20 protein-coding genes are annotated in these 19,684 nt (G+C 73.7%); 8 read left to right on the top strand and 12 right to left on the bottom strand.

What is annotated here, in order from left to right:
* Positions 1-391 precede the first annotated feature (391 nt).
* The 5 genes from KPF22_RS03855 to KPF22_RS03835 all read left to right on the top strand — a co-directional run bounded on the left by KPF22_RS03855 (position 392) and on the right by KPF22_RS03835 (position 3,624).
* Complete coding sequence (locus tag KPF22_RS03855; RefSeq protein WP_208826213.1) at positions 392-1,255, top strand: A/G-specific adenine glycosylase; 864 nt, start codon at positions 392-394, stop codon at positions 1,253-1,255.
* A gap of 11 nt (positions 1,256-1,266) precedes the next feature.
* Entirely contained in the window at positions 1,267-1,767 is a 501-nt protein-coding gene (locus KPF22_RS03850) for a 2'-5' RNA ligase family protein (RefSeq protein WP_224401242.1), read from the top strand.
* Between the two features lie 333 nt (positions 1,768-2,100).
* Complete coding sequence (locus tag KPF22_RS03845) at positions 2,101-2,454, top strand: MmcQ/YjbR family DNA-binding protein (RefSeq protein ID WP_208826218.1); 354 nt, start codon at positions 2,101-2,103, stop codon at positions 2,452-2,454.
* 10 nt (positions 2,455-2,464) lie between these two features.
* The gene (locus KPF22_RS03840; protein ID WP_073576923.1) at positions 2,465-2,782 is read left to right on the top strand and encodes an antibiotic biosynthesis monooxygenase; all 318 of its coding nucleotides are present in this window, start codon (positions 2,465-2,467) and stop codon (positions 2,780-2,782) included.
* Positions 2,783-2,883: 101 nt separating this feature from the next.
* On the top strand, positions 2,884-3,624 hold the full coding sequence (locus KPF22_RS03835) for a Sir2 family NAD-dependent protein deacetylase (RefSeq protein ID WP_224402370.1): 741 nt from the start codon (positions 2,884-2,886) through the stop codon (positions 3,622-3,624).
* Positions 3,625-3,669: 45 nt separating this feature from the next.
* On the opposite strand, the gene KPF22_RS03830 is transcribed toward KPF22_RS03835, so the two are convergent.
* The 3 genes from KPF22_RS03830 to KPF22_RS03820 all read right to left on the bottom strand — a co-directional run bounded on the left by KPF22_RS03830 (position 3,670) and on the right by KPF22_RS03820 (position 6,243).
* Positions 3,670-4,254: a cysteine hydrolase family protein gene (locus KPF22_RS03830; protein WP_179761641.1), complete on the bottom strand. Its 585-nt coding sequence runs from the start codon at positions 4,252-4,254 to the stop codon at positions 3,670-3,672.
* 64 nt (positions 4,255-4,318) lie between these two features.
* Positions 4,319-4,720, bottom strand: a complete 402-nt coding sequence (locus KPF22_RS03825) for a DUF779 domain-containing protein (protein WP_179761640.1) — start codon at positions 4,718-4,720, stop codon at positions 4,319-4,321.
* Complete coding sequence (locus KPF22_RS03820) at positions 4,720-6,243, bottom strand: aldehyde dehydrogenase family protein (protein ID WP_208826223.1); 1,524 nt, start codon at positions 6,241-6,243, stop codon at positions 4,720-4,722. The genes KPF22_RS03825 and KPF22_RS03820 overlap by 1 nt, the downstream gene beginning before the upstream one ends.
* 191 nt (positions 6,244-6,434) lie before the next feature.
* On the opposite strand from KPF22_RS03820, the gene KPF22_RS03815 reads away from it, so the two are divergent.
* A complete protein-coding gene (locus KPF22_RS03815; protein ID WP_224401241.1) occupies positions 6,435-7,910 on the top strand; it encodes a helix-turn-helix domain-containing protein in 1,476 nt (491 codons plus the stop codon).
* Positions 7,911-7,914: 4 nt separating this feature from the next.
* Here the strand turns inward: KPF22_RS03815 and KPF22_RS03810 are convergent, their stop codons facing one another.
* Positions 7,915-8,949 (bottom strand): YihY/virulence factor BrkB family protein, encoded by a 1,035-nt coding sequence (locus KPF22_RS03810; protein WP_208826225.1) that lies wholly within the window; start codon positions 8,947-8,949, stop codon positions 7,915-7,917.
* A 29-nt stretch (positions 8,950-8,978) separates the two neighbouring features.
* Between KPF22_RS03810 and KPF22_RS03805 the strand changes: the two genes are divergently transcribed.
* Entirely contained in the window at positions 8,979-9,665 is a 687-nt protein-coding gene (locus KPF22_RS03805; RefSeq protein ID WP_224401240.1) for a nucleoside/nucleotide kinase family protein, read from the top strand.
* Positions 9,666-9,736: 71 nt separating this feature from the next.
* Here the strand turns inward: KPF22_RS03805 and KPF22_RS03800 are convergent, their stop codons facing one another.
* The 4 genes from KPF22_RS03800 to lysS form a co-directional block, all read right to left on the bottom strand.
* Positions 9,737-12,280 (bottom strand): ATP-dependent Clp protease ATP-binding subunit, encoded by a 2,544-nt coding sequence (locus tag KPF22_RS03800; protein ID WP_062398450.1) that lies wholly within the window; start codon positions 12,278-12,280, stop codon positions 9,737-9,739.
* Positions 12,281-12,510: 230 nt separating this feature from the next.
* On the bottom strand, positions 12,511-13,338 hold the full coding sequence (locus KPF22_RS03795) for a siderophore-interacting protein (protein ID WP_224401239.1): 828 nt from the start codon (positions 13,336-13,338) through the stop codon (positions 12,511-12,513).
* Between the two features lie 79 nt (positions 13,339-13,417).
* The gene (locus KPF22_RS03790) at positions 13,418-13,765 is read right to left on the bottom strand and encodes an Lsr2 family protein (RefSeq protein ID WP_208826231.1); all 348 of its coding nucleotides are present in this window, start codon (positions 13,763-13,765) and stop codon (positions 13,418-13,420) included.
* 276 nt (positions 13,766-14,041) lie between these two features.
* Positions 14,042-15,499 (bottom strand): lysine--tRNA ligase, encoded by a 1,458-nt coding sequence (gene lysS, locus KPF22_RS03785; RefSeq protein WP_208826244.1) that lies wholly within the window; start codon positions 15,497-15,499, stop codon positions 14,042-14,044.
* A gap of 159 nt (positions 15,500-15,658) precedes the next feature.
* Here lysS and KPF22_RS03780 point away from each other — a divergent pair, with 159 nt between their 5' ends.
* Complete coding sequence (locus KPF22_RS03780; RefSeq protein ID WP_224401238.1) at positions 15,659-16,417, top strand: class I SAM-dependent methyltransferase; 759 nt, start codon at positions 15,659-15,661, stop codon at positions 16,415-16,417.
* Between the two features lie 31 nt (positions 16,418-16,448).
* Here KPF22_RS03780 and KPF22_RS03775 read toward each other — a convergent pair whose 3' ends face one another.
* Genes KPF22_RS03775 through KPF22_RS03760 form a run of 4 tightly spaced genes read right to left on the bottom strand, consistent with a single transcriptional unit; the run spans position 16,449 to position 19,503 of the window.
* Positions 16,449-17,252, bottom strand: coding sequence for a type III pantothenate kinase (locus KPF22_RS03775; protein WP_062398459.1), 804 nt, complete (start codon positions 17,250-17,252; stop codon positions 16,449-16,451).
* Positions 17,253-17,262: 10 nt separating this feature from the next.
* A complete protein-coding gene (gene panD, locus KPF22_RS03770) occupies positions 17,263-17,673 on the bottom strand; it encodes an aspartate 1-decarboxylase (protein ID WP_208826235.1) in 411 nt (136 codons plus the stop codon).
* Between the two features lie 22 nt (positions 17,674-17,695).
* A complete protein-coding gene (gene panC / locus KPF22_RS03765) occupies positions 17,696-18,583 on the bottom strand; it encodes a pantoate--beta-alanine ligase (protein WP_208826237.1) in 888 nt (295 codons plus the stop codon).
* A complete protein-coding gene (locus KPF22_RS03760) occupies positions 18,580-19,503 on the bottom strand; it encodes a Rossmann-like and DUF2520 domain-containing protein (protein ID WP_224401237.1) in 924 nt (307 codons plus the stop codon). The genes panC and KPF22_RS03760 overlap by 4 nt, the downstream gene beginning before the upstream one ends.
* Positions 19,504-19,684: the final 181 nt, after the last annotated feature.

The following is a 19,684-nucleotide window of genomic DNA, read 5'->3' as shown; positions in this document are numbered from 1 at the left end:
GCCGCCGCCGCGCCGGGACCGGACATGTCCGGCGAGGTCCACCCGGCGGGGCGACCCTCGCCTCCCGACCGGGTGAGCGCGGTGGCGGAACGGCCGCCCGCGTGCCCCCCGGACCGGCCCGGACGGGGTCCGCGCCCCGGATCGCCCGACCCCCGTGCGGGTGGCGCACCGACCCGGGGTGACCGGCGCCGTCCGACGACGGGGCCCCGCCCGGCACCCGCGGACGGGAACCGCCCCGGTCGTGGCGCGCGCCCCGGTGGCGGGCGCGGTAGGGACCGTGATCCACGCGCCGGCACCCGGGACGGTCGCCGGGCGACGCCGACGGCGCCCGGTCCGCGATCACGGCGGGGCCGTCGCCGGGGCCCGGCCCGGGGCGCGCGACACTGGGACGGTGGTGGCCGATCTGATCTCCCCGTGGTTCCGGGCGCACGCCCGCGACCTGCCGTGGCGGCGCCCGGAGACCACGCCGTGGGGAGTGCTGGTCAGCGAGTTCATGCTCCAGCAGACCCCGGTCGCCCGGGTCGAACCGGTCTGGCGGGACTGGATGGAGCGTTGGCCGGCGCCGTCGTCGCTGGCCGCCGCGCCGCGCGCGGACGTGCTGCGGGCCTGGGGCAAGCTCGGCTACCCGCGCCGCGCGATCCGGCTGCACGACGCGGCCGCGGCGATCGCCGCCCAGCACGGCGACGCCGTCCCCTCCGACGTCGAGGCGCTCGAGGCCCTGCCCGGTGTCGGCTCCTACACGGCGCGGGCGGTGGCGGCGTTCGGCTTCGGGCTGCGCGCCGCCGTCGTCGACACCAACGTCCGCCGGGTCGTGGCCCGCGCGGTGCACGGTCAGGGCGACGCCGGACCGGCCCGCACCCGGGCCGACCTGGCCGACGTGGACGCACTGCTGCCCGACGACGACGCCGAGGCCGCCGTCGTCTCGGCCGGGCTGATGGAGCTGGGCGCGGTCGTCTGCACCGCCCGCTCGCCGCGCTGCGCGGACTGCCCGGTCGCGGCCCGCTGCGCCTGGGTGGCGGCCGGCAGGCCCGCCTACGACGGCCCGCGCAAGCCGGTCCAGGGCTTCGCCGGCACCGACCGGCAGGTGCGCGGCAAGCTCATGGACGTGCTGCGCACCGCGCACGGGCCGGTCGAGCGGGCCGCGCTGGACGCCGTCTGGTCCGACGCGGGCCAGCGCGACCGGTGCCTGCACTCGCTGCTGGTCGACGGCCTGGCCGAGCAGACCGACGACGGCCGCTTCGCCCTCCCCGTCTGAGCGGGGGACCGATGCCCAGCACCGTCCGCTTCCGGCTCGACGACGACGGCGCCGCCGCGCTCACCGCGCTGCGCGACCGGCTCGCCGCGGCCGGGATCCCGGTCGCGGCCGGCACGCCGCACGTCACCGTCGCCGCGGCGGGCACGGTCCCGCCGCCCGCCGTGCGGGGGCTGACCGCCCAGCTGCGCGTGGTCGCGCTGCCGGTGCTGTGGCTGGCCGGTCTCGGCTCGGTCGGCCCGGACGCGCCGGACGCGCTGGCGCTGACCGCCGTCACCGACCCCGAGGTGCTGGCCGTGCACACGGCGGTGCACGACGCGCTGGCCGGGCGGGTGCGGGGCGCGCACGCCGCGCACCTGCCGGGTTCCTGGCTGCCGCACGTGGTGCTCGCCACCGGGCGACCCGCCGAGGCGTTCGCGCTGCTGCACCCGGTCGAGCCGGTGCGGGCGCGGATCACCGCCGTCGAGCTGCACGACTCGCGCACCGGGGAGACGGTGGCCCTCAGCGCGGGCTGAGCCCCGCGAGGGCCTGCTCGACCAGCGCCTCCACCATGGGGGTGAGCGGCCCGCGGCGGTCGGCCGGGATCGCACACTGTACCGGCCGGGGCCGGAGCAAGAAGGTCGCGGAGGCGGCGTCGACCGGCGCGGGCCAGGGACCGTCGCGACCCTGCGGGACCGCCGAGACCTACGCCCGGCGGCTCGCCGCGGCGGGCGTGCCCACGACCCTGCGCCGCGAGGCGGGGATGATCCACAACTTCCTGCAGCTCGACGAGGTGTCGCCGCTCCCGCCGTCGTCGCCGCGGACGGCGCACCGTCCCCTGTGGTGCTCGCCGCCCCTAGGCTCGCCCCGTGGCGGACGAACAGGACGTGCGGCGGATCGCGCTCGCCCTCGACGGCGTCGTCGAGAACCCGAGTGAGGGGTTCGACTTCCGGGTGCGCGGCAAGGGCTTCGTGTGGTCCTGGCCGGAGCGGGTGCCCGGGAGACGACGGGTGATCAGGACCGACGTCGCCGTGCTGTACGTCGGCGACGAGGCGGAGAAGCAGGCCCTGCTGCTCGGCGAGCCCGACCTGTTCTTCACCGACGCCGGGCACGCGCCGTGGCCCCTGGTGCTCGTCCGCCTGGACCAGGTGGACGACGACCGGCTGGCCGAGCTGGTCGGTGACGCGTGGCACATGCGCGTCGACGAGGCCGGGCGGGGATAACGTGGCGGACATGGCCATTGTGAAGATCAACGCGATCGAGGTCCCGGAGAACGCGGGCCCCGAGCTGGAGAAGCGGTTCGCGAACCGCCTGCACGCCGTCGACGGGCAGCCCGGCTTCCTCGGGTTCGAGCTGCTGCGCCCCGTCTCCGGCGACGACCGGTACTTCGTCGTGACCCGCTGGGAGACCGAGGCCGACTTCCAGGCGTGGCGCGAGGGCCCGGCCGCCGAGGCGCACGCCGGCCAGCGCTCGCCGCAGCCGGTCGCCAAGGGCGCGTCGCTGCTGGAGTTCGAGGTCGTCGACCTGCAGCAGATCGCGGCGGGGTCCTGATCGACGCCCGCGAGGTCGCCGCGGCCTTCTCCGACGAGATCGCCGCGGCGGCCCGCCTGGTCCGCGACGCGGACGCCCTGCTGGTCACCGCGGGCGCCGGGATGGGCGTCGACTCCGGGCTGCCGGACTTCCGCGGCGGCGAGGGCTTCTGGCGGGCCTACCCGCCCTACGCCCGCCTCGGCCTGCGCTTCGAGGAGCTGGCCGATCCCGCGCACTTCGCCGACGACCCGGCGCTGGCCTGGGGCTTCTACGGCCACCGCCTGCACCTCTACCGGGACACCGTGCCGCACCCGGGGTTCGCGGTGCTGCGCCGCTGGGCCGGCCGGGTGCCCTCGAACGTGTTCACCTCGAACGTCGACGGCCAGTTCCAGCGGGCCGGCTTCGCCCCGGACGACGTCGCCGAGGTGCACGGCTCCATCCACCACCTGCAGTGCCTGCGGCTCTGCGGTCACGGCGTGTGGCCCGCCGACGGCGTCGAGGTGCCGGTCGACGAGGTCACCATGCGTGCCGTCGGCGAGCTGCCCCGCTGCCCGGGCTGCGGCGGCATCGCCCGTCCGGCGATCCTGATGTTCGGCGACGGCGGCTGGGACGACGCGCACGCCGCGACGGCGCTGCAGCGGCACGTGGACTGGCTGGCGGCGCACCGGACCGGGGTGGTCGTCGTCGAGCTGGGGGCGGGCGGTGCGCTGCCCACGGTGCGTCGCCGCTCGGAGCTCGCCTCGGCCGCGACCGGCGCGCTGGTGCGGATCAACGTCCGCGAGCCGCAGGTGCGCCACGGCCGCGGCGTCGGCATCGCGGCCCCCGCGGCCGCGACCCTCGCCGCGATCGACGCCGCCCTCTGACCCACCCGCCCCGCGCACCTGCGTGCCGCGGGGCGGGGGCAGGGCTCAGGAGGGGACGGCCTTCTGGTCCGGGACGACGATCGCGGGCAGGTCGGCGAGGCCGGCCAGCGCCGCGTCGTGGACCTCGGACGCCGGGACGGTGCCGTGCACGCCGGGCAGGGCCCGGGTGGCCGTGGCCGCCGCGACGACGGTCGGCACGTAGCCGCCGGAGAACGCGCTGCGCGCGGTGGAGTTCACGCACATGTGCGTCATGAACCCGGCGAGCACCAGGTCCTGGTAGCCCTCCAGCAGCTCCGCGAGTCCGGTGTGGACGAACGCGCTGGGGAAGTTCTTGGTCACCACGGCCTCGCCGTCACGCGGGGCGACCGAGTCGTGGATGGCGCCGATCGGCGCGGTGACGTCGTACGGGCTGCCCTCGCCCGCGTCGTGCCGGATGTGGATGATCCGGGACCCGGCGGAGCGGGCGCGGTCGAGCAGCTCGGCCGCCTCGCCGAGGGCCGGCTCGACGTTCTCCAGCCGCATCACGCCCTCGGTGTAGGTGTTCTGCAGGTCGATCATGATGAGTGCGGAGCGGGACAGCGGGGCCGGTTCCGCCGGCAGGCCCATCAGTCCGCGCAGGGTGTGCGTCATCGGTGCTCCTCGGCCGGGGACCACCACGGCCCGGGACGGTCGTCCCGGGCCGTGGTGGGGGTGGTCAGTCCTGCATCGCCCGGTACTCGTCGTCGGTGAACAGCCGCGAGCGGATCAGGAACCGGACGCCCTCCGGCGCCTCGACCGAGAACCCGCTGCCGCGCCCCTTGACGACATCGACCGTGAGATGCGTGTGCTTCCAGTACTCGTACTGCGACGCCGACATCCAGAAACCGATCGGCCGGTCCACACCCTCGACGACCAGGTCGCCGAGGTGGACGTCCGACCCACCCGTCCGGAAGTCCCCGTCCGGGTAGCACATGGGGGCGCTGCCGTCGCAGCACCCACCGGACTGGTGGAACATCAGCGGGCCGTGCAGGTCGGTGAGTTTCACGAGCAGATCGGCGGCGGCCGGCGTCAGCGTCACCCGCTCGGTCGGGGTGACGCCGACGTCCGGCTCACCCATCAGAAGAAGCCCAGCGCGTTCGGCGAGTAGCTCTGCAGGATGTTCTTCGTCTGCTGGTAGTGGTCCAGCATCATCTTGTGGTTCTCGCGCCCGATACCGGACTGCTTGTAGCCACCGAAGGCCGCGTGCGCCGGGTAGGCGTGGTAGTTGTTCACCCACACCCGGCCGGCCTGGATCTCGCGGCCCGCGCGGTAGGTGGTGTTCGCGTCGCGGCTCCACACGCCGGCGCCGAGACCGTAGAGCGTGTCGTTGGCGATCTTCATGGCGTCGTCGTAGTCGCTGAAGCGCGCGACCGACACGACCGGGCCGAAGATCTCCTCCTGGAAGATCCGCATCTGGTTGTTGCCCTCGAACACGGTCGGCTTGATGTAGTAGCCGCCCGCGAGGTCGCCGCCCAGCTCGGCCTTCTCGCCACCGGCGAGGACCTTGGCGCCCTCCTGCCGGCCGATGTCGATGTAGGAGAGGATCTTCTCGAACTGGTCGTTCGAGGCCTGCGCACCCATCATGACGTCGGTGTCGAGCGGGTTGCCCTGCTTGATCTGCTCGACGCGCTTGACGGCCTGCTCGATGAACTCGTCGTAGATGCCGCCCTGGATGAGCGCGCGCGACGGGCAGGTGCAGACCTCGCCCTGGTTGAGGGCGAACATCGCGAAGCCCTCGAGCGCCTTGTCGTAGAAGGCGTCCTGCTGCGAGGCGACGTCGTCGAAGAAGATGTTCGGGCTCTTGCCGCCCAGCTCCAGGGTGACCGGGATCAGGTTCTCCGAGGCGTACTGCATGATCAGCCGGCCGGTGGTGGTCTCACCGGTGAAGGCGATCTTGCGGATGCGCTTGTTCGACGCCAGCGGCTTGCCGGCCTCGACGCCGAAGCCGTTGACGACGTTCAGCACGCCCGGCGGGAGCAGGTCGGCGACCAGCTCGAGCAGCACGTGGATCGAGACCGGGGTCTGCTCGGCCGGCTTGAGGACGATCGCGTTGCCGGCGGCCAGGGCCGGGGCCAGCTTCCAGATCGCCATCAGGATCGGGAAGTTCCACGGGATGATCTGGCCGACGACGCCCAGCGGCTCGTGGAAGTGGTAGGCGATGGTGTCGGCGTCGATCTCCGACGACGTGCCCTCCTGCGCCCGGATCGCACCGGCGAAGTAGCGCAGGTGGTCGACGGCGAGCGGGATGTCGGCGGCGAGGGTCTCGCGGCAGGCCTTGCCGTTGTCCCAGGACTCGGCGATGGCGATCAGCTCGAGGTTGGCCTCGACCCGGTCGGCGATCTTGTTCAGGATGTTCGCGCGCTCGCCGGCGGAGGTCTTCCCCCACGCCGGGGCGGCGGCGTGCGCGGCGTCGAGCGCCTTCTCGACGTCCTCCGCGGTGCCCCGGGCGACCTCGGTGAAGTTCTCACCGGTGATCGGGGTCGGGTTCTCGAAGTACTGGCCCTTCACCGGAGCGACGTACTCGCCGCCGATGAAGTGCTCGTAGCGCGGCTTGAAGGAGACGACGCTGCCCGGCTGACCGGGGTTGGCGTAGACGGCCATGAATGTTCCTTCCCTGAGGTGCTTCGTCGAACCGAGGGCGCGGTGCGGAACGCACGTTGCGCGTGACCGCCGACACTAGGAAGGTGGGGGTTGCACGGAAGTTGCACGCAGATGCGGAACCTGACCCTCCGGTGAGTACCGACGACGCGGATTCGATTCAGGTAAGGCAAAGCTGACCGTAAGGTGAGGACGTGGCAGCGCAGCACGCGGATCGCCGGGTGTACGAGCGGGCGCGCGACGCCGTGCTCGGCGGCTCCCCCGGTGCGCGCGGCGCCGGGGTCCGGCCGGAGGTCCGCGCCTCCTGGGCCCGCTCGCTGGCCGCGGCGGTCGACCCGGAACGCTCCCGTCCCCCGCACGACTACGACCGCGCCGAGCTCACCGACCGGCGGGCGGCGCACCCCCTCGCGTCCGTGCTGCCGGTGCTGCGCGACACGCTCACCGACGCCGCCGAACAGGCGCGGCACATGATGATCGTGACCGACGGGCAGGGGCGGATCCTCTGGCGCGAGGGCGCCCGCGCGGTGCTGACCCGGGCCGAGCGGGTCGACCTGGTGGAGGGCACCCGGTGGAGCGAGGACGCCGTCGGGACCAACGCGATGGGCACCGCGCTGGCCGGCGCCGCGCCGGTCCGCATCCACTCCGCCGAGCACCTGGTCAGCGCCTACCACCCGTGGACCTGCGCGGCCGCCCCGGTGCGCGACCCGGCGACCGGACGGGTGGTGGGCACCGTCGACGTCACCGGGCCGGAGGAGGGATTCCACCCGACGACGCTGGCGCTGGTCACCGCGGCCGCGCGGCTGGCCGAGCACCGGCTGCTGGCCATCGCCGAGGCCCACGACCGGCGGCTGCGCGAGGAGTACTGGCCGCACCTGACCCGGCTCGGCGGCACCCCGGGCGCGCTGTTGTCCGCGCACGGGCGGGTGCTGGCCGCGTCGCCGGGCAGCGAGTTCCCGGAGCGGATCGCCCTGCCCGAGGGCGGGGACCGGGTCGTCGTCGACGGCGTCGCGGTCGGCGGCGTGCCGCTGGGCGGCGGGCCCGTCGCGGGCGTGCTGGAGCCTCTGGGCGAGGGCTGGCTGCTGCGGCTGCCCGCGGGCGGTCCCGTCCGGACGGTCCTGACGCTGCCGCTGCTCGGGGCGCGTACCCCCGTCGTCGCCCGCCGGGACGGGCGCCCGGTGCGCCTGGGCCTGCGGCACGCCGAGGTCCTCGCACTGCTGGCGCTGCACCCGGAGGGGCTGACCGCCGACCAGCTCGCCGCCGCCCTCTACGGCGACGGCGGCCGCGCCATCACCGTGCGCGCCGAGGTGCACCGGCTGCGCCGCGCCGTCGGCGAGGACACCGTGCGGACCCAGCCCTACCGGCTCGTCGCCGACGTCGACGCCGACTTCCTGCGGCTGCGCGCGGCGCTGCGGGAGGGCCGGATCCGCGACGCCGCGGCCGAGGCCGCCCGAGGGCCGCTGCTGCCGACCTCCGACGCACCGGAGGTCCGCCGGGCCCGCGAGCAGCTCGCCGTCGCCGTCCGGTCGGCGCTGCTGCGGGCCGACGACCCGGACGCGCTGTGGACCCTGGTCCGGGCCGGCCGGGGCGACGGCACCGACGACGAGGAGCTGCGCCACCGGCTGCGGGCGCTGCTGCCGTCGTCGGACCCGCGGCGCGACGAGCTCGGCTGAGCGCTCAGTCCGGGTCGGTGTGGTCGGGGATGCCGTCGTCGTCGGAGTCGGGCAGCCGCGGGTCCTCCTCACCGGCCCGCACCGCCTCCAGCTGTGCGGACAGCGCCACCCCGGCCAGCAACGCGACCCCGGTGATGTTCGCCCAGATCAGCAGGGCCATCACCGCCGTCAGCGGACCGTAGGTCTCACCGAAGGTGTCCGCGACGGCGACGTAGAGACCCAGCAGCCCGGACGCGACCAGCCACAGCAGCACCGTGACCGCGGCGCCGGCCCCCAGCCAGGACAGCCCCGGCTGGCGACGACGCGGCGCGAACCGCAGCAGCACCGTCACCGCGACGACGAGCAGCGCCAGCCCGACCGGCCAGCGCACGACGTCCCACACCGTCTCGGCGACCGCGCCCCACCGGTACACCTCGCGCACCGCGTCCCCGAACGGCTCCCCCGCCACGATCAGCAGCAGCCCGGTCGCCATCGCGACGCCCGCGGTGGCGGTGAGCGCCGCGGCACGCGCGTACTTGGCGAGCGCGGGCCGGTCCCGCTCGGTGCCGTAGATCCGGTTCGCGCCCCGCTCCAGCTGCGCGAACGCCGAGGTCGCCGCGGCGAACGCGGTGAGCAGGCCGAGCGCGAGGACCAGCTCACCGCGTTCCCCGGTGGGGGTGTCGTCCCGCTCGGCGGGCTCACCGGGGTCGTCCGGGTCGGCCTCCCCCGCCCCGGCACCGCGGACGGCCTCGGCGACCAGCTCGTCGCTGGTCCCGGGGGACAGCGCCAGCACCGTGCGGGCGACGACCTCCGAGGCACCCTCGGCGCCCGCCGCGGCGGACAGCCCGACCCCGGCGATGATCAGCGGGACGGCGGCGAGCGCCAGCTGCAGGCCGAACGCGCGGGCGTGGGAGAAGCCGTCGCCGTAGCGGAAGCGCAGGAAACCCGCGGACAGCAGGTGCCCGAGGCCGTAGCGGCGCAGCGTGTGGGCGGCGTCGTCGGCGGAGAGCTCCTCACCGGTCATCAGCCGGGTCTCGGGGACCGGGCGCACCGAGCTCATGCGCAGAACCTAGCCGCAGGCGGGCGAGAATGACGCTCGTGGACACCCCGGCACGGACCGACCGCTTCGACGAGCTGGTGGAGCGCGCGCGGGCGCTCGCGACCGGACGGCGACGGGCGGTGCTCGGCATCGCGGGCGCCCCCGGGGCCGGGAAGACGACCGTCGCGCTGGCCCTGGTCCGGGCGCTCGCCGCCACGCCCCCGGACGGGCTCGGCCCGGGCTGGGTCGCCCACGTCCCGATGGACGGCTTCCACCTCGCCGACGTCGAGCTGGAACGGCTGGGCCGCCGTCATCGCAAGGGCGCCCCGGACACCTTCGACGCCGACGGCTACGCCGCGCTGCTCGCCCGGCTGCGGCTCACCCCCGACGACGGTGCGGGCCCGGTGTACGCCCCGGCGTTCGACCGGGAGCTCGAGCAGCCCGTCGCCGGGTCGGTCCCGGTGCACCCGGAGTGCCGGCTCGTGGTCAGCGAGGGCAACTACCTGCTCCTCGGCACCCCCCGCTGGCGGGCGGTGCGGGCCGGGTTCGACGCCGTGTGGTTCCACGAGACCGACGAGGCGCTCCGGCTGGAGCGCCTCGTCGCGCGGCACGTGCATTTCGGCAAGACGCCCGAGGCCGCCCGGGCCTGGGTGGAACGGACCGACGAGCCGAACGCCCGGCTCGTCGAGGCCTCGCGGGACCGGGCCGACCTGGTCGTCGCGCTGCCCCCGGCGTAGGACCCGCACACGACGGCGGGCCGCCCCGGGAACTCCCGGGACGGCCCGCCGTCGTCATGCGTGGGTCTGTCTCACTCCTCGCCGGCCAGCGCGGTGGGCGGGGAGTCCGGCACCGGCTCGGACGGCTTGCGCTCACCACGGAAGGTGAACTTGGCCTTGTCCGACCAGGCGTTGGAGCCCTCCTCCGCGGAGGTGTCGAGGCCCTCGACGTCGACGATGACGATCTGCCCGGCCTCGATCTCGCCGAACAGGATCTTCTCCGACAGCTGGTCCTCGATCTCCCGCTGGATCGTCCGGCGCAGCGGCCGGGCGCCCAGGACCGGGTCGAACCCGCGGTGGGCCAGCAGCTTCTTGGCGTTGTCGGTGAGCTCGATGCCCATGTCCTTGTTCGCCAGCTGCTTCTCCACCCGCCCGATCATCAGGTCGACCATCTGGATGATCTGTTCCTGGTTGAGCTGGTGGAAGACGATGATGTCGTCGATGCGGTTGAGGAACTCCGGCCTGAAGTGCTTCTTCAGCTCGTCGTTGACCTTCGTCTTCATCCGCTCGTAGTTCGACTTCTCGTCGCCACCGGAGGAGAAGCCCAGTCCCACGGCCTTCGAGATGTCCTGGGTTCCCAGGTTCGAGGTGAAGATCAGCACGGTGTTCTTGAAGTCGACCGTGCGGCCCTGACCGTCGGTGAGACGGCCGTCCTCGAGCACCTGCAGGAGCGTGTTGTAGATCTCCTGGTGCGCCTTCTCGATCTCGTCGAACAGCACCACCGAGAACGGCTTGCGCCGCACCTTCTCGGTGAGCTGGCCGCCCTCCTCGTAGCCGACGTACCCGGGAGGGGCACCGAACAGCCGCGAGGCGGTGTAGCGGTCGTGGAACTCACCCATGTCGATCTGGATGAGGGCGTCGTCCTCGCCGAACAGGAAGTTCGCGAGCGCCTTGGACAGCTCGGTCTTACCGACACCGGACGGGCCGGCGAAGATGAACGAGCCGGACGGGCGCTTCGGGTCCTTCAGACCGGCGCGGGTACGACGGATCGCCTGCGAGACGGAGCGGACGGCGTCCTCCTGGCCGATGATCCGCTTGTGGACCTCGTCCTCCATCTTGAGCAGACGGGTCGTCTCCTCCTCGGTCAGCTTGAACACCGGGATGCCGGTCCAGTTCCCCAGCACCTCGGCGATCTGCTCGCCGTCGACCTCCGCGACGACGTCGAGGTCGCCCGACTTCCACTGCTTCTCGCGCTCGGCCTTCTCGCCGAGCAGGGTCTTCTCCTGGTCGCGCAGGTGCGCGGCCCGCTCGAAGTCCTGCGCGTCGATCGCCGACTCCTTGTCCCGGCGGACGTTCGCGATCTTCTCGTCGAACTCCCGCAGGTCCGGCGGAGCCGTCATCCGGCGGATGCGCATCCGGGCGCCGGCCTCGTCGATCAGGTCGATCGCCTTGTCCGGCAGGAAGCGGTCGTTGATGTAGCGGTCGGCCAGCGTCGCGGCCGAGGCCAGTGCGTCGTCGGTGATCGTGACGCGGTGGTGCGCCTCGTACCGGTCACGCAGACCACGAAGGATCTCGATCGTGTGCTCGACCGACGGCTCGGACACCTGGATCGGCTGGAAGCGGCGCTCCAGCGCGGGGTCCTTCTCGACGTACTTGCGGTACTCGTCGAGCGTCGTCGCACCGATGGTCTGCAGCTCGCCGCGGGCCAGCATCGGCTTGAGGATCGAGGCGGCGTCGATCGCGCCCTCGGCGGCACCCGCACCCACCAGGGTGTGGATCTCGTCGATGAACAGGATGATGTCGCCGCGGGTGCGGATCTCCTTGAGCACCTTCTTGAGGCGCTCCTCGAAGTCACCGCGGTAGCGGGAACCGGCGACCAGCGAGCCCAGGTCGAGGGTGTAGAGCTGCTTGTCCTTCAGCGTCTCCGGGACCTCGCCCTTGACGATCGCCTGGCCGAGGCCCTCGACGGCGGCGGTCTTGCCGACGCCGGCCTCACCGATCAGCACCGGGTTGTTCTTGGTCCTCCGCGAGAGGACCTGCATGATCCGCTCGATCTCCTTCTCCCGGCCGATGACCGGGTCCAGCTTGCCCTCACGGGCCTGCTGGGTGAGGTTGCGACCGAACTGGTCGAGCACCAGCGACGAGGACGGGGTGCCCTCGCCACGGCCACCGGTGCCGCTCTCCTGCGGCTCCTTGCCCTGGTAGCCGGACAGCAGCTGGAGCACCTGCTGACGGACACGGTTGAGGTCGGCGCCCAGCTTGACCAGCACCTGGGCCGCGACGCCCTCGCCCTCGCGGATGAGACCGAGCAGGATGTGCTCGGTCCCGATGTAGTTGTGGCCGAGCTGCAGCGCCTCGCGCAGCGACAGCTCCAGCACCTTCTTCGCCCGGGGGGTGAAGGGGATGTGCCCGGACGGGGCCTGCTGCCCCTGGCCGATGATCTCCTCGACCTGCTGTCGCACGCCCTCCAGAGCGATACCGAGGGACTCGAGCGCCTTCGCGGCGACGCCCTCTCCCTCGTGGATCAGGCCAAGGAGGATGTGCTCGGTCCCGATGTAGTTGTGGTTGAGCATCCGGGCCTCTTCCTGGGCCAGGACGACAACACGTCGCGCTCGGTCGGTGAACCTCTCGAACAATTCGCACTCCTTGCCTGCTGCGCCTCACTGACGGCGCGACCAGCATCTCCGTACGGTCCGGGCTCGCCCGAACCGACACTGCGCCCTCGCGTGACACCGCGCCAGGCCACCCTCGCGGGAGACCTCATACCACTGTATCGGTCGAAGGGGCCCCGGCGCCTCCACCTGACGTGCACCGGGGTACGTGCCCGCAGTAACACGGGTGACACCTGCCGTGTTCCCGGCGGCCGTCAGCCGGTCGTGGCGGCGGCCTCCTCGCGCTCCCGCTCGGCCGCCTTGAACTGCCGGAACCCCTCCTCGTCGCGCCCGCGGCGCCAGTACCCGGAGATCGACAGGTCGTCCTTGGCGACGCCGCGCTCGCGGGTGAGGTGCCTGCGGAGTTCGCGCACGGCGATCGCCTCACCGTGCACGAAGGCGTGCACGCGCCCGGGGAGGAACTCCAGATCCGCGACGACGGCGGGCAGCTGCTCCGAGTCCGGGTCGCCCCCGGCGTCGGTGCGGTACAGCCACCGCACGTCCACCCCGGGGCCCGTGGGCACGTCGATCTCGTCGCCGGGAGCGTCCACCTGCAGGACGGCGACGACCGGCCGCCCGGCCGGGATCCGCTCGAGCGCGGCGCAGATCGCGGGCAGCGCGGCCTCGTCGCCGACGAGCAGGTGCCAGTCGGCGTCCGGGTCCGGTGCGTAGGCGCCGCCCGGGCCGAGCATCCGCAGCCGGTCGCCCGGGCGGGCGGCGGCCGCCCACGGGCCGGCGAGGCCGGTGTCGCCGTGGTGGACGAAGTCGATGACGAGCTCGCCCGCGGCGTGGTCGAGCGAGCGGACGGTGTAGGTCCGCTGGGCGGGCCACCGGTCGCGCGGCAGCTCGGCGTGCACCCGGTCCATGTCGAGCGGCTCGGGGTACTCGACGCCGGGGAGCGGGAAGAGGATCTTGACGTAGCGGTCGGTGTACTCCGTGACGGGGAACGCGGCCAGGCCGTCGCCACCGGCGACGACGCGCACCATGTGCGGGCTCAGGCGTTCGGTGCGGAGCACCCGGAGATCGGTGACGGGGCGGGCCATCAGGCTGCCTCCCAACGACGAGAGGGGAAGGGGCCGTCGCGACGGTACCCCTCCCCCGCCCCGCTGGGTAAGGCAGACCTTAGTTCTCCTGGTGGTAGGCCTCGAGAACCTCGGCCGGGATGCGGCCGCGGTCCGAGACCTTCATCCCGCGGTTGCGGGCCCACTCGCGGATCGCCTGGTTCTGCTCGCGGTCGACCGACGGGCGGCGGGCCGCCCCGCCCGACGAGCCGCCGCTGCGCCGGCGGGCCGCGCCACCGGCACGACGGGCGGCCGCGACGTAGTCGGCGAGCACGTCGCGCAGCTTCTTCGCATTCCCGTCGGACAGGTCGATCTCGTAGTTGCGTCCGTCGAGACCGAACTCGATCGTCTCGTCCGCCGCGTCGCCGGTCAGATCGTCGACGAGCCGGACTTCCTTGATCTGCGCCATCTCCGCAGCCTCCCTGAATGGCCGAACACGTTCATGATGAGGGACCGGGGCGGACATCGGCGACTGCGCGATGCAATAGCAGGACGCAATATGAGGCCACCGGGTACCGGTTCCGACTCGAATCAGAGAGTATCCGAGAAATGTTCGTGTCGTCGACCTGGGTACGGAGAATGCGGCGAAACGCGTTCGACACCACTCGTACGGGTCCGACAAACACGGCGTCCCCGGTCGCTCCTCGCGGCCGGGGACGTCGTCGGATGTGCGTTCGGAACCGGTTCAGGACTCGCCGCGGACCAGCGGGAACAGGATCGTCTCGCGGATTCCGAGGCCGGTCAGCGTCATCAGGAGGCGGTCGATACCCATTCCCATCCCACCGGTGGGCGGCATGCCGTACTCCATGGCGCGCAGGAAGTCCTCGTCGAGCTGCATGGCCTCCGGGTCGCCCGCCGCGGCCTTGAGCGACTGGGCGTGCAGGCGTTCCCGCTGCTCCACCGGGTCCACCAGCTCGGAGTAGGCCGTGGCCAGCTCCACGCCGAAGACGATGAGGTCCCAGGACTCCGACAGCCGTGGGTCGTCGCGGTGCGCACGGGTCAGCGGCCGCACCTCGACCGGGAAGTCGCGCACGAAGGTCGGCTCGTGCAGGGTGTGCTCGACCAGCTTCTCGAACAACTCGAGCACGATCTGTGCGGCCGTCGGATAATCGGTGATGTCGACGTCGTGGGCGTGCGCGATGCGCTGCAGTTCCGACAGTTCCGTGTCCGGCGTCACGTCCCGCCCGACGGCCTCGGACACCGATCCGTAGATGGTCACCGATCGCCACTCGCCACCGAGATCGTGCTCGGTGCCGTCGTGGTGGCGCACCGTGGTGGAACCGAACAGCGCCTGCGCCGAGGACTGGATCAGCTCCCGGGTCAGGACCGCCATGTCGTCGTAGGTCGCGTAGGCCTGGTAGGCCTCCAGCATCGCGAACTCCGGGGAATGCGTGGAGTCGATGCCCTCGTTCCGGAACACCCGGTTCAGCTCGAAGACGCGCTCGATACCACCGACCACGCAACGCTTCAGGAACAGCTCCGGCGCGATCCGCAGATACAGATCGGAGTCGAGTGCGTTCGCGTGCGTCACGAACGGACGTGCGGTGGCACCGCCGTGCAGGTTCTGCAGCATCGGCGTCTCGACCTCGATGAAGTCGCGGCCGGTGAGCGACTCGCGGACGGTCCGCAGCACGGTGGACCGCGCGCGCACGGTCTCGCGGGCCTGCGGGCGCAGGATGAGGTCGACGTAGCGCTGCCGGACCCGGTTCTCCTCGGAGAGCTCCTTGTGCGCGGTCGGCAGCGGCCGGACCGACTTCGCGGCGACCGACCACTCGTCGACCATCACCGAGAGCTCCCCCCGTCGCGAGGTGATGACCTCACCGCGCACCGCGACGAAGTCACCCATGTCGACGACGGCCTTCCAGCCCGCCAGCGCCTCGGCCCCGACCCGGTCGAGCGAGAGCATGGCCTGCAGCTCGGTGCCGTCGCCCTCGCGCAGCGTCGCGAAGCACAGCTTGCCGGTGTTCCGCACGAAGATCACCCGGCCGGCGACGGCGACGGTCTCGCCCGTCGCGGTGTCCGCGGGCAGGTCCGGATGGGCGTCGCGGACCTGGCGCAGCGAGTGCGTGCGGGGGACCTCGACGGGGTACGGGTCGGTGCCCGCGGCGATCAGCTCCGCGCGCTTGGCCCGGCGCACCCGCATCTGCTCGGGGAGGTCGGCCTCGGTCGCCGGGTCGGACGGTGTGCCGGGAGTGTTCACGGCAGGTCAGGCTATCGGCGGTACCCGGGAGCGCCCGTCGTCACCCCCCACCTCCGCGCCGAGGCATCGCGCGGTGGTCGGCCACCGGCCTACCGTGCGGAGGTGCCCGACGACGAGGTGGACCGCGGCCGCACGTTCGGTGCCGTCGCCCGCGCCTACGACGACCACCGCCCCGCCTACCCCGGCGCCGCCGTCGACGCGGCGCTGGCCGGGACCGCGGAGCGGCCCCGCGTGCTCGACCTGGGAGCGGGGACCGGCACGCTGACCCGCGTCCTGACCGCGCGCGGGCTCGACGTCGTCGCGGTGGAGCCGGACCCGGCGATGCTCGCCGTCCTGCGGGAGCGCTCCCCCGGCGTCGAGGCCCGGACCGGGTCCGCGGAGGGCATCCCGCTGCCCGACGGCCACGTCGACGCCGTGCTGGTGGGCCAGGCGCTGCACTGGTTCGACCTCGGCCGGGCCGCCCCGGAGATGGCGCGGGTGCTGCGGCCCGGCGGGGTGCTGGCCGGGCTGTGGAACGGCGGGGACGACGACGTCGCCTGGATCCGCGAGTTCGGCGAGCTCACCGTGCGCGGGCGGCGTGTGCCCGGCGACCCGGCCGGTGGCGGCGACGCGACGCCGCACCCGGGCTCCCCCTGGTTCGTCGACGACGGGGAGGAGCGCGTCACCTGGGGCCGCCCGACCACCGTCGACGAGCACCTCGCCGACATCGCCACGCACTCCTGGGCGCTGCTGAGCACCCCGCAGGACCGGGACGCGGTGTTCGCCGCCGCCCGGGAGTTCCTGACCGGGCGGGTCGCCGGCCCCGACGGCCGCTTCACCATGCCGATGCGCACGATCGTGCGGCGGTCCCGCAGGCTCTGAGCCCGGCCGGCGGGCGCGGTCACGGGGCCGGTCAGCGGGGCCGGTGGTGGCGCAGGTGGGTCAGCCGCAGCCCGTGCAGCGTCAGGTCCGGGACGTGGTGGGTGACGGTGTCGGCACGGCCGTGGACGAGCTCCGCGAGCCCGCCGGTGACGATCACGGTGACCGGCAGCGCGTCCGGGCCCAGCTCGGCGAGGATGCGGCGGACCAGCCCGTCGACCTGCCCGGCGGCGCCGTAGAGCACCCCGGCCTGGACGGCCTCGACCGTCGTCCGGCCGATCACCGAGCGCGGCTCGACCAGGTCCACCGGCCGCAGCGACGACGCCCGCTCGGCCAGCGCCTGCATCGCGATGTCGATGCCCGGGGCCAGCGCCCCGCCGAGGAACTCGCCCTTCGCGGTGACCACGTCGATGTTCGTGCAGGTCCCGAGGTCGACGCAGATGCAGGTGGTGCCGAACAGGTGGTGCGCGGCGAGCGAGTTCACGACCCGGTCCGCGCCCACCTCGCGCGGGTGGTCCACCAGCAGCGGCACGCCCGTCCGCACCCCCGGCCCGACGACGAGCGTGCGCATCCGGTCCGACCAGCGCGAGAGCAGCGTGCGCAGCTCCCGCGACGGCCCGGGCACCGTGGACAGCGCGGCGACCGCGGTGACCTCGGGGAAGTGCGCGCCGAGCATCCCGGTGACGGTCAGGTCCAGCTCGTCGGCGGTGGCACTCGTGTCGGTGCGCAGCCGCCAGCGCCGCTCCGGCTCCGGGTCGAGCGCCTCCGCACCCGTCCCGGTGTCGGGGTAGAGCCCCAGCGAGACGTGGGTGTTCCCGACGTCGATGCAGAGCAGCACCGTGTCGTCCTCAGCGGGCCGCGCTGGTCAGCAGGCCCGAGCCCTCCGGGGCGTGTCCCGGGTCGGCGCCCAGGTCGGCGATCCGGTTGTCGGCGTCGACGAAGACGACGCGCGGGCTGTAGCCGCGCAGCTCGGCCTCGTCGTAGGAGCCGTAGGAGATCAGGATGACCAGGTCACCGGGGTGCACCAGGTGCGCGGCGGCGCCGTTGATGCCGATCACCCCGGAGCCGGGCTCGCCGGTGATCACGTAGGTCTCCAGGCGGGCACCGTTGGTGATGTCGACGATGCTGACCTGCTCGCCCTCGAGCAGGTCGGCGGCCGCCATGAGGTCGGCGTCGACGGTGACCGAGCCGACGTAGTGCAGGTCGGCCTGCGTCACGGTGGCGCGGTGGATCTTGGACTTCATCATCGTGCGGTTCACGGCGGTTCTCCTCGGGACGCGGTCAGAACGCGATGGGGGCGTTGTCGATCAGGCGGGTGGCGCCGACCCGGGCGGCGACGAGCAGGCGGCCGTCCCCGGCGCCCGGGGCGGGGGCCGGTCCGAGGTCGGTGTCGCGCAGCTCGAGGTAGTCGACGTCGACCTCCGGCTCGGTCGCCAGCTCGGCGCGGGCGGCGTCCAGCACGGCGTCGTGCCCGCGGACCGACACCGCGGCCCCGGCCGCGAGCGCGCGCGACAGCACGGCGGCGGCGCGGCGCTGCCCGGGGTCGAGGTAGACGTTGCGCGAGGACAGGGCCAGGCCGTCGTCCTCGCGGACGGTCGGGACGCCCACGACCCGGGTCGGGAAGTCCAGGTCGCGCACCATCCGGCGGATCAGTGTCAGCTGCTGGTAGTCCTTCTCGCCGAACAGCGCGACGTCCGGGCCGACGATGTGGAACAGCTTGGACACGACGGTCAGGACGCCGTCGAAGTGGCCCTTCCGGGAGGCACCCTCCAGCTCGTCGCCGAGCGGCCCGGCGGTGACGCGGGTCTGCGAGCCCGGCGGGTACATGTGCTCGACCTGCGGGGTGAACACCAGCTCGACGCCCTCGTCGCGGCAGGCGTCCAGGTCGGCCTCGATCGGGCGCGGATAGCGGTCGAGGTCCTCGCCCGCGCCGAACTGCAGCGGGTTCACGAAGATCGACACGACCGGGACGACGGCGCCGGGGATCCGCTTCGCGTGCCGGATCAGCTCGCGGTGGCCCTCGTGCAGGGCACCCATCGTGGGGATGAGGACGACCTTGCGGCCCGCACCGCGCAGCGCGCGGGTGACCGCGGCGAGCTTCGCCGGATCGGCGTGCACGGTCAGCCGGCCGGTGCCGTAGCCGTTCCGGGTGGAGCCGGGGGTGCTCACTTCTCCTCCAGTGCGGTCTCGATGTCGCGGACGCCGTCGGGGCCGAGGAGCCCGGCGGCGGCGGCCCGGTGGGCGGTGCGCCCGGCCAGCGCCCGGTAGACGGCGGCCAGGTCGGCGTCGGCGTCGCCGATGTGCTCCAGGTGGGTCCGGACGGTGCCGGCGTCGCCGCGGGCGACCGGTCCGGTCAGCGCGCGGTCGCCGTGGCGCAGCGCGTTGTCCAGCGCGGCCGACAGCAGCGGCGCGACGAGCCGCTCCGCGGGCCGGATGCCGGCGGTCTCCAGCAGCTGCACGCAGTCCCCGACCAGGGTGGTGAGGTGGTTGGCGCCGTGGGCGAGCGCGGCGTGGTAGAGCGGGCGCATCGCCTCGGGGATGCGGACGGGCTCGGCCGACATCTCCAGCACGAGTGCCTCGGCGACGCTCCAGCCGACGGCGTCGCGCGGGTCGCCGTGCTCCGGGTCGCCGGGGGCGGTGACGCCGATGCAGCAGGCGGCGAGCCGGTCGACGTCCTCGGAGCGGCCGGTCACCGTCATCGCCGGGTGCAGCGCGAGCGGCAGCACACCCCGCTCCGTCGCCGGGTCCAGCACCGCGACGCCGCGCGACCCCGCCGTGTGGACGGCGATCTGGCCCGGCCGGAAACATCCGGCGGCGGCGAGGCCACGGACCAGGCCGGGCAGCACGTCGTCGGGGACGGCGAGCAGGACCAGGTCGGCGCGCGAGCAGACCTCGTCCGGCGGGAGCAGGGGGACGTCGGGCAGCAGGGTCTCCGCCCGGCGCACCGAGGCCTGCGAGACCCCGGAGGCGGCGACGACGTGGTGGCCCGCGCGGGCGAGCGCGGCGCCCAGCACCGCACCGACCCGACCGGCCGAGACCACCCCGACCGCGAGCCGCGCGGGGCGACCGCCGTCGATCGCAGAGTCCATCACGAGAATCCGTTTCCTCCCGTTCCGGTCCTGGTGGGGTACCGGTCGGGCAATCCGCGGGTGGCGCGACCTCCGGTGGCCGCGCGCCGGACGCGAGGGTAGACGGGCGCCGGGTGGCGGGGCGTGCTCCTGAGACCGGCCTCACCCCCGGCCCCGCCGGTGATCGACGGTTGTGGAGATC

Origin of the sequence: Pseudonocardia sp. ICBG1034 (assembly GCF_020131375.1) — a bacterium.
GTDB lineage: Bacteria > Actinomycetota > Actinomycetes > Mycobacteriales > Pseudonocardiaceae > Pseudonocardia > Pseudonocardia alni.
This window is presented reverse-complemented; position numbering and strand designations above follow the sequence as displayed.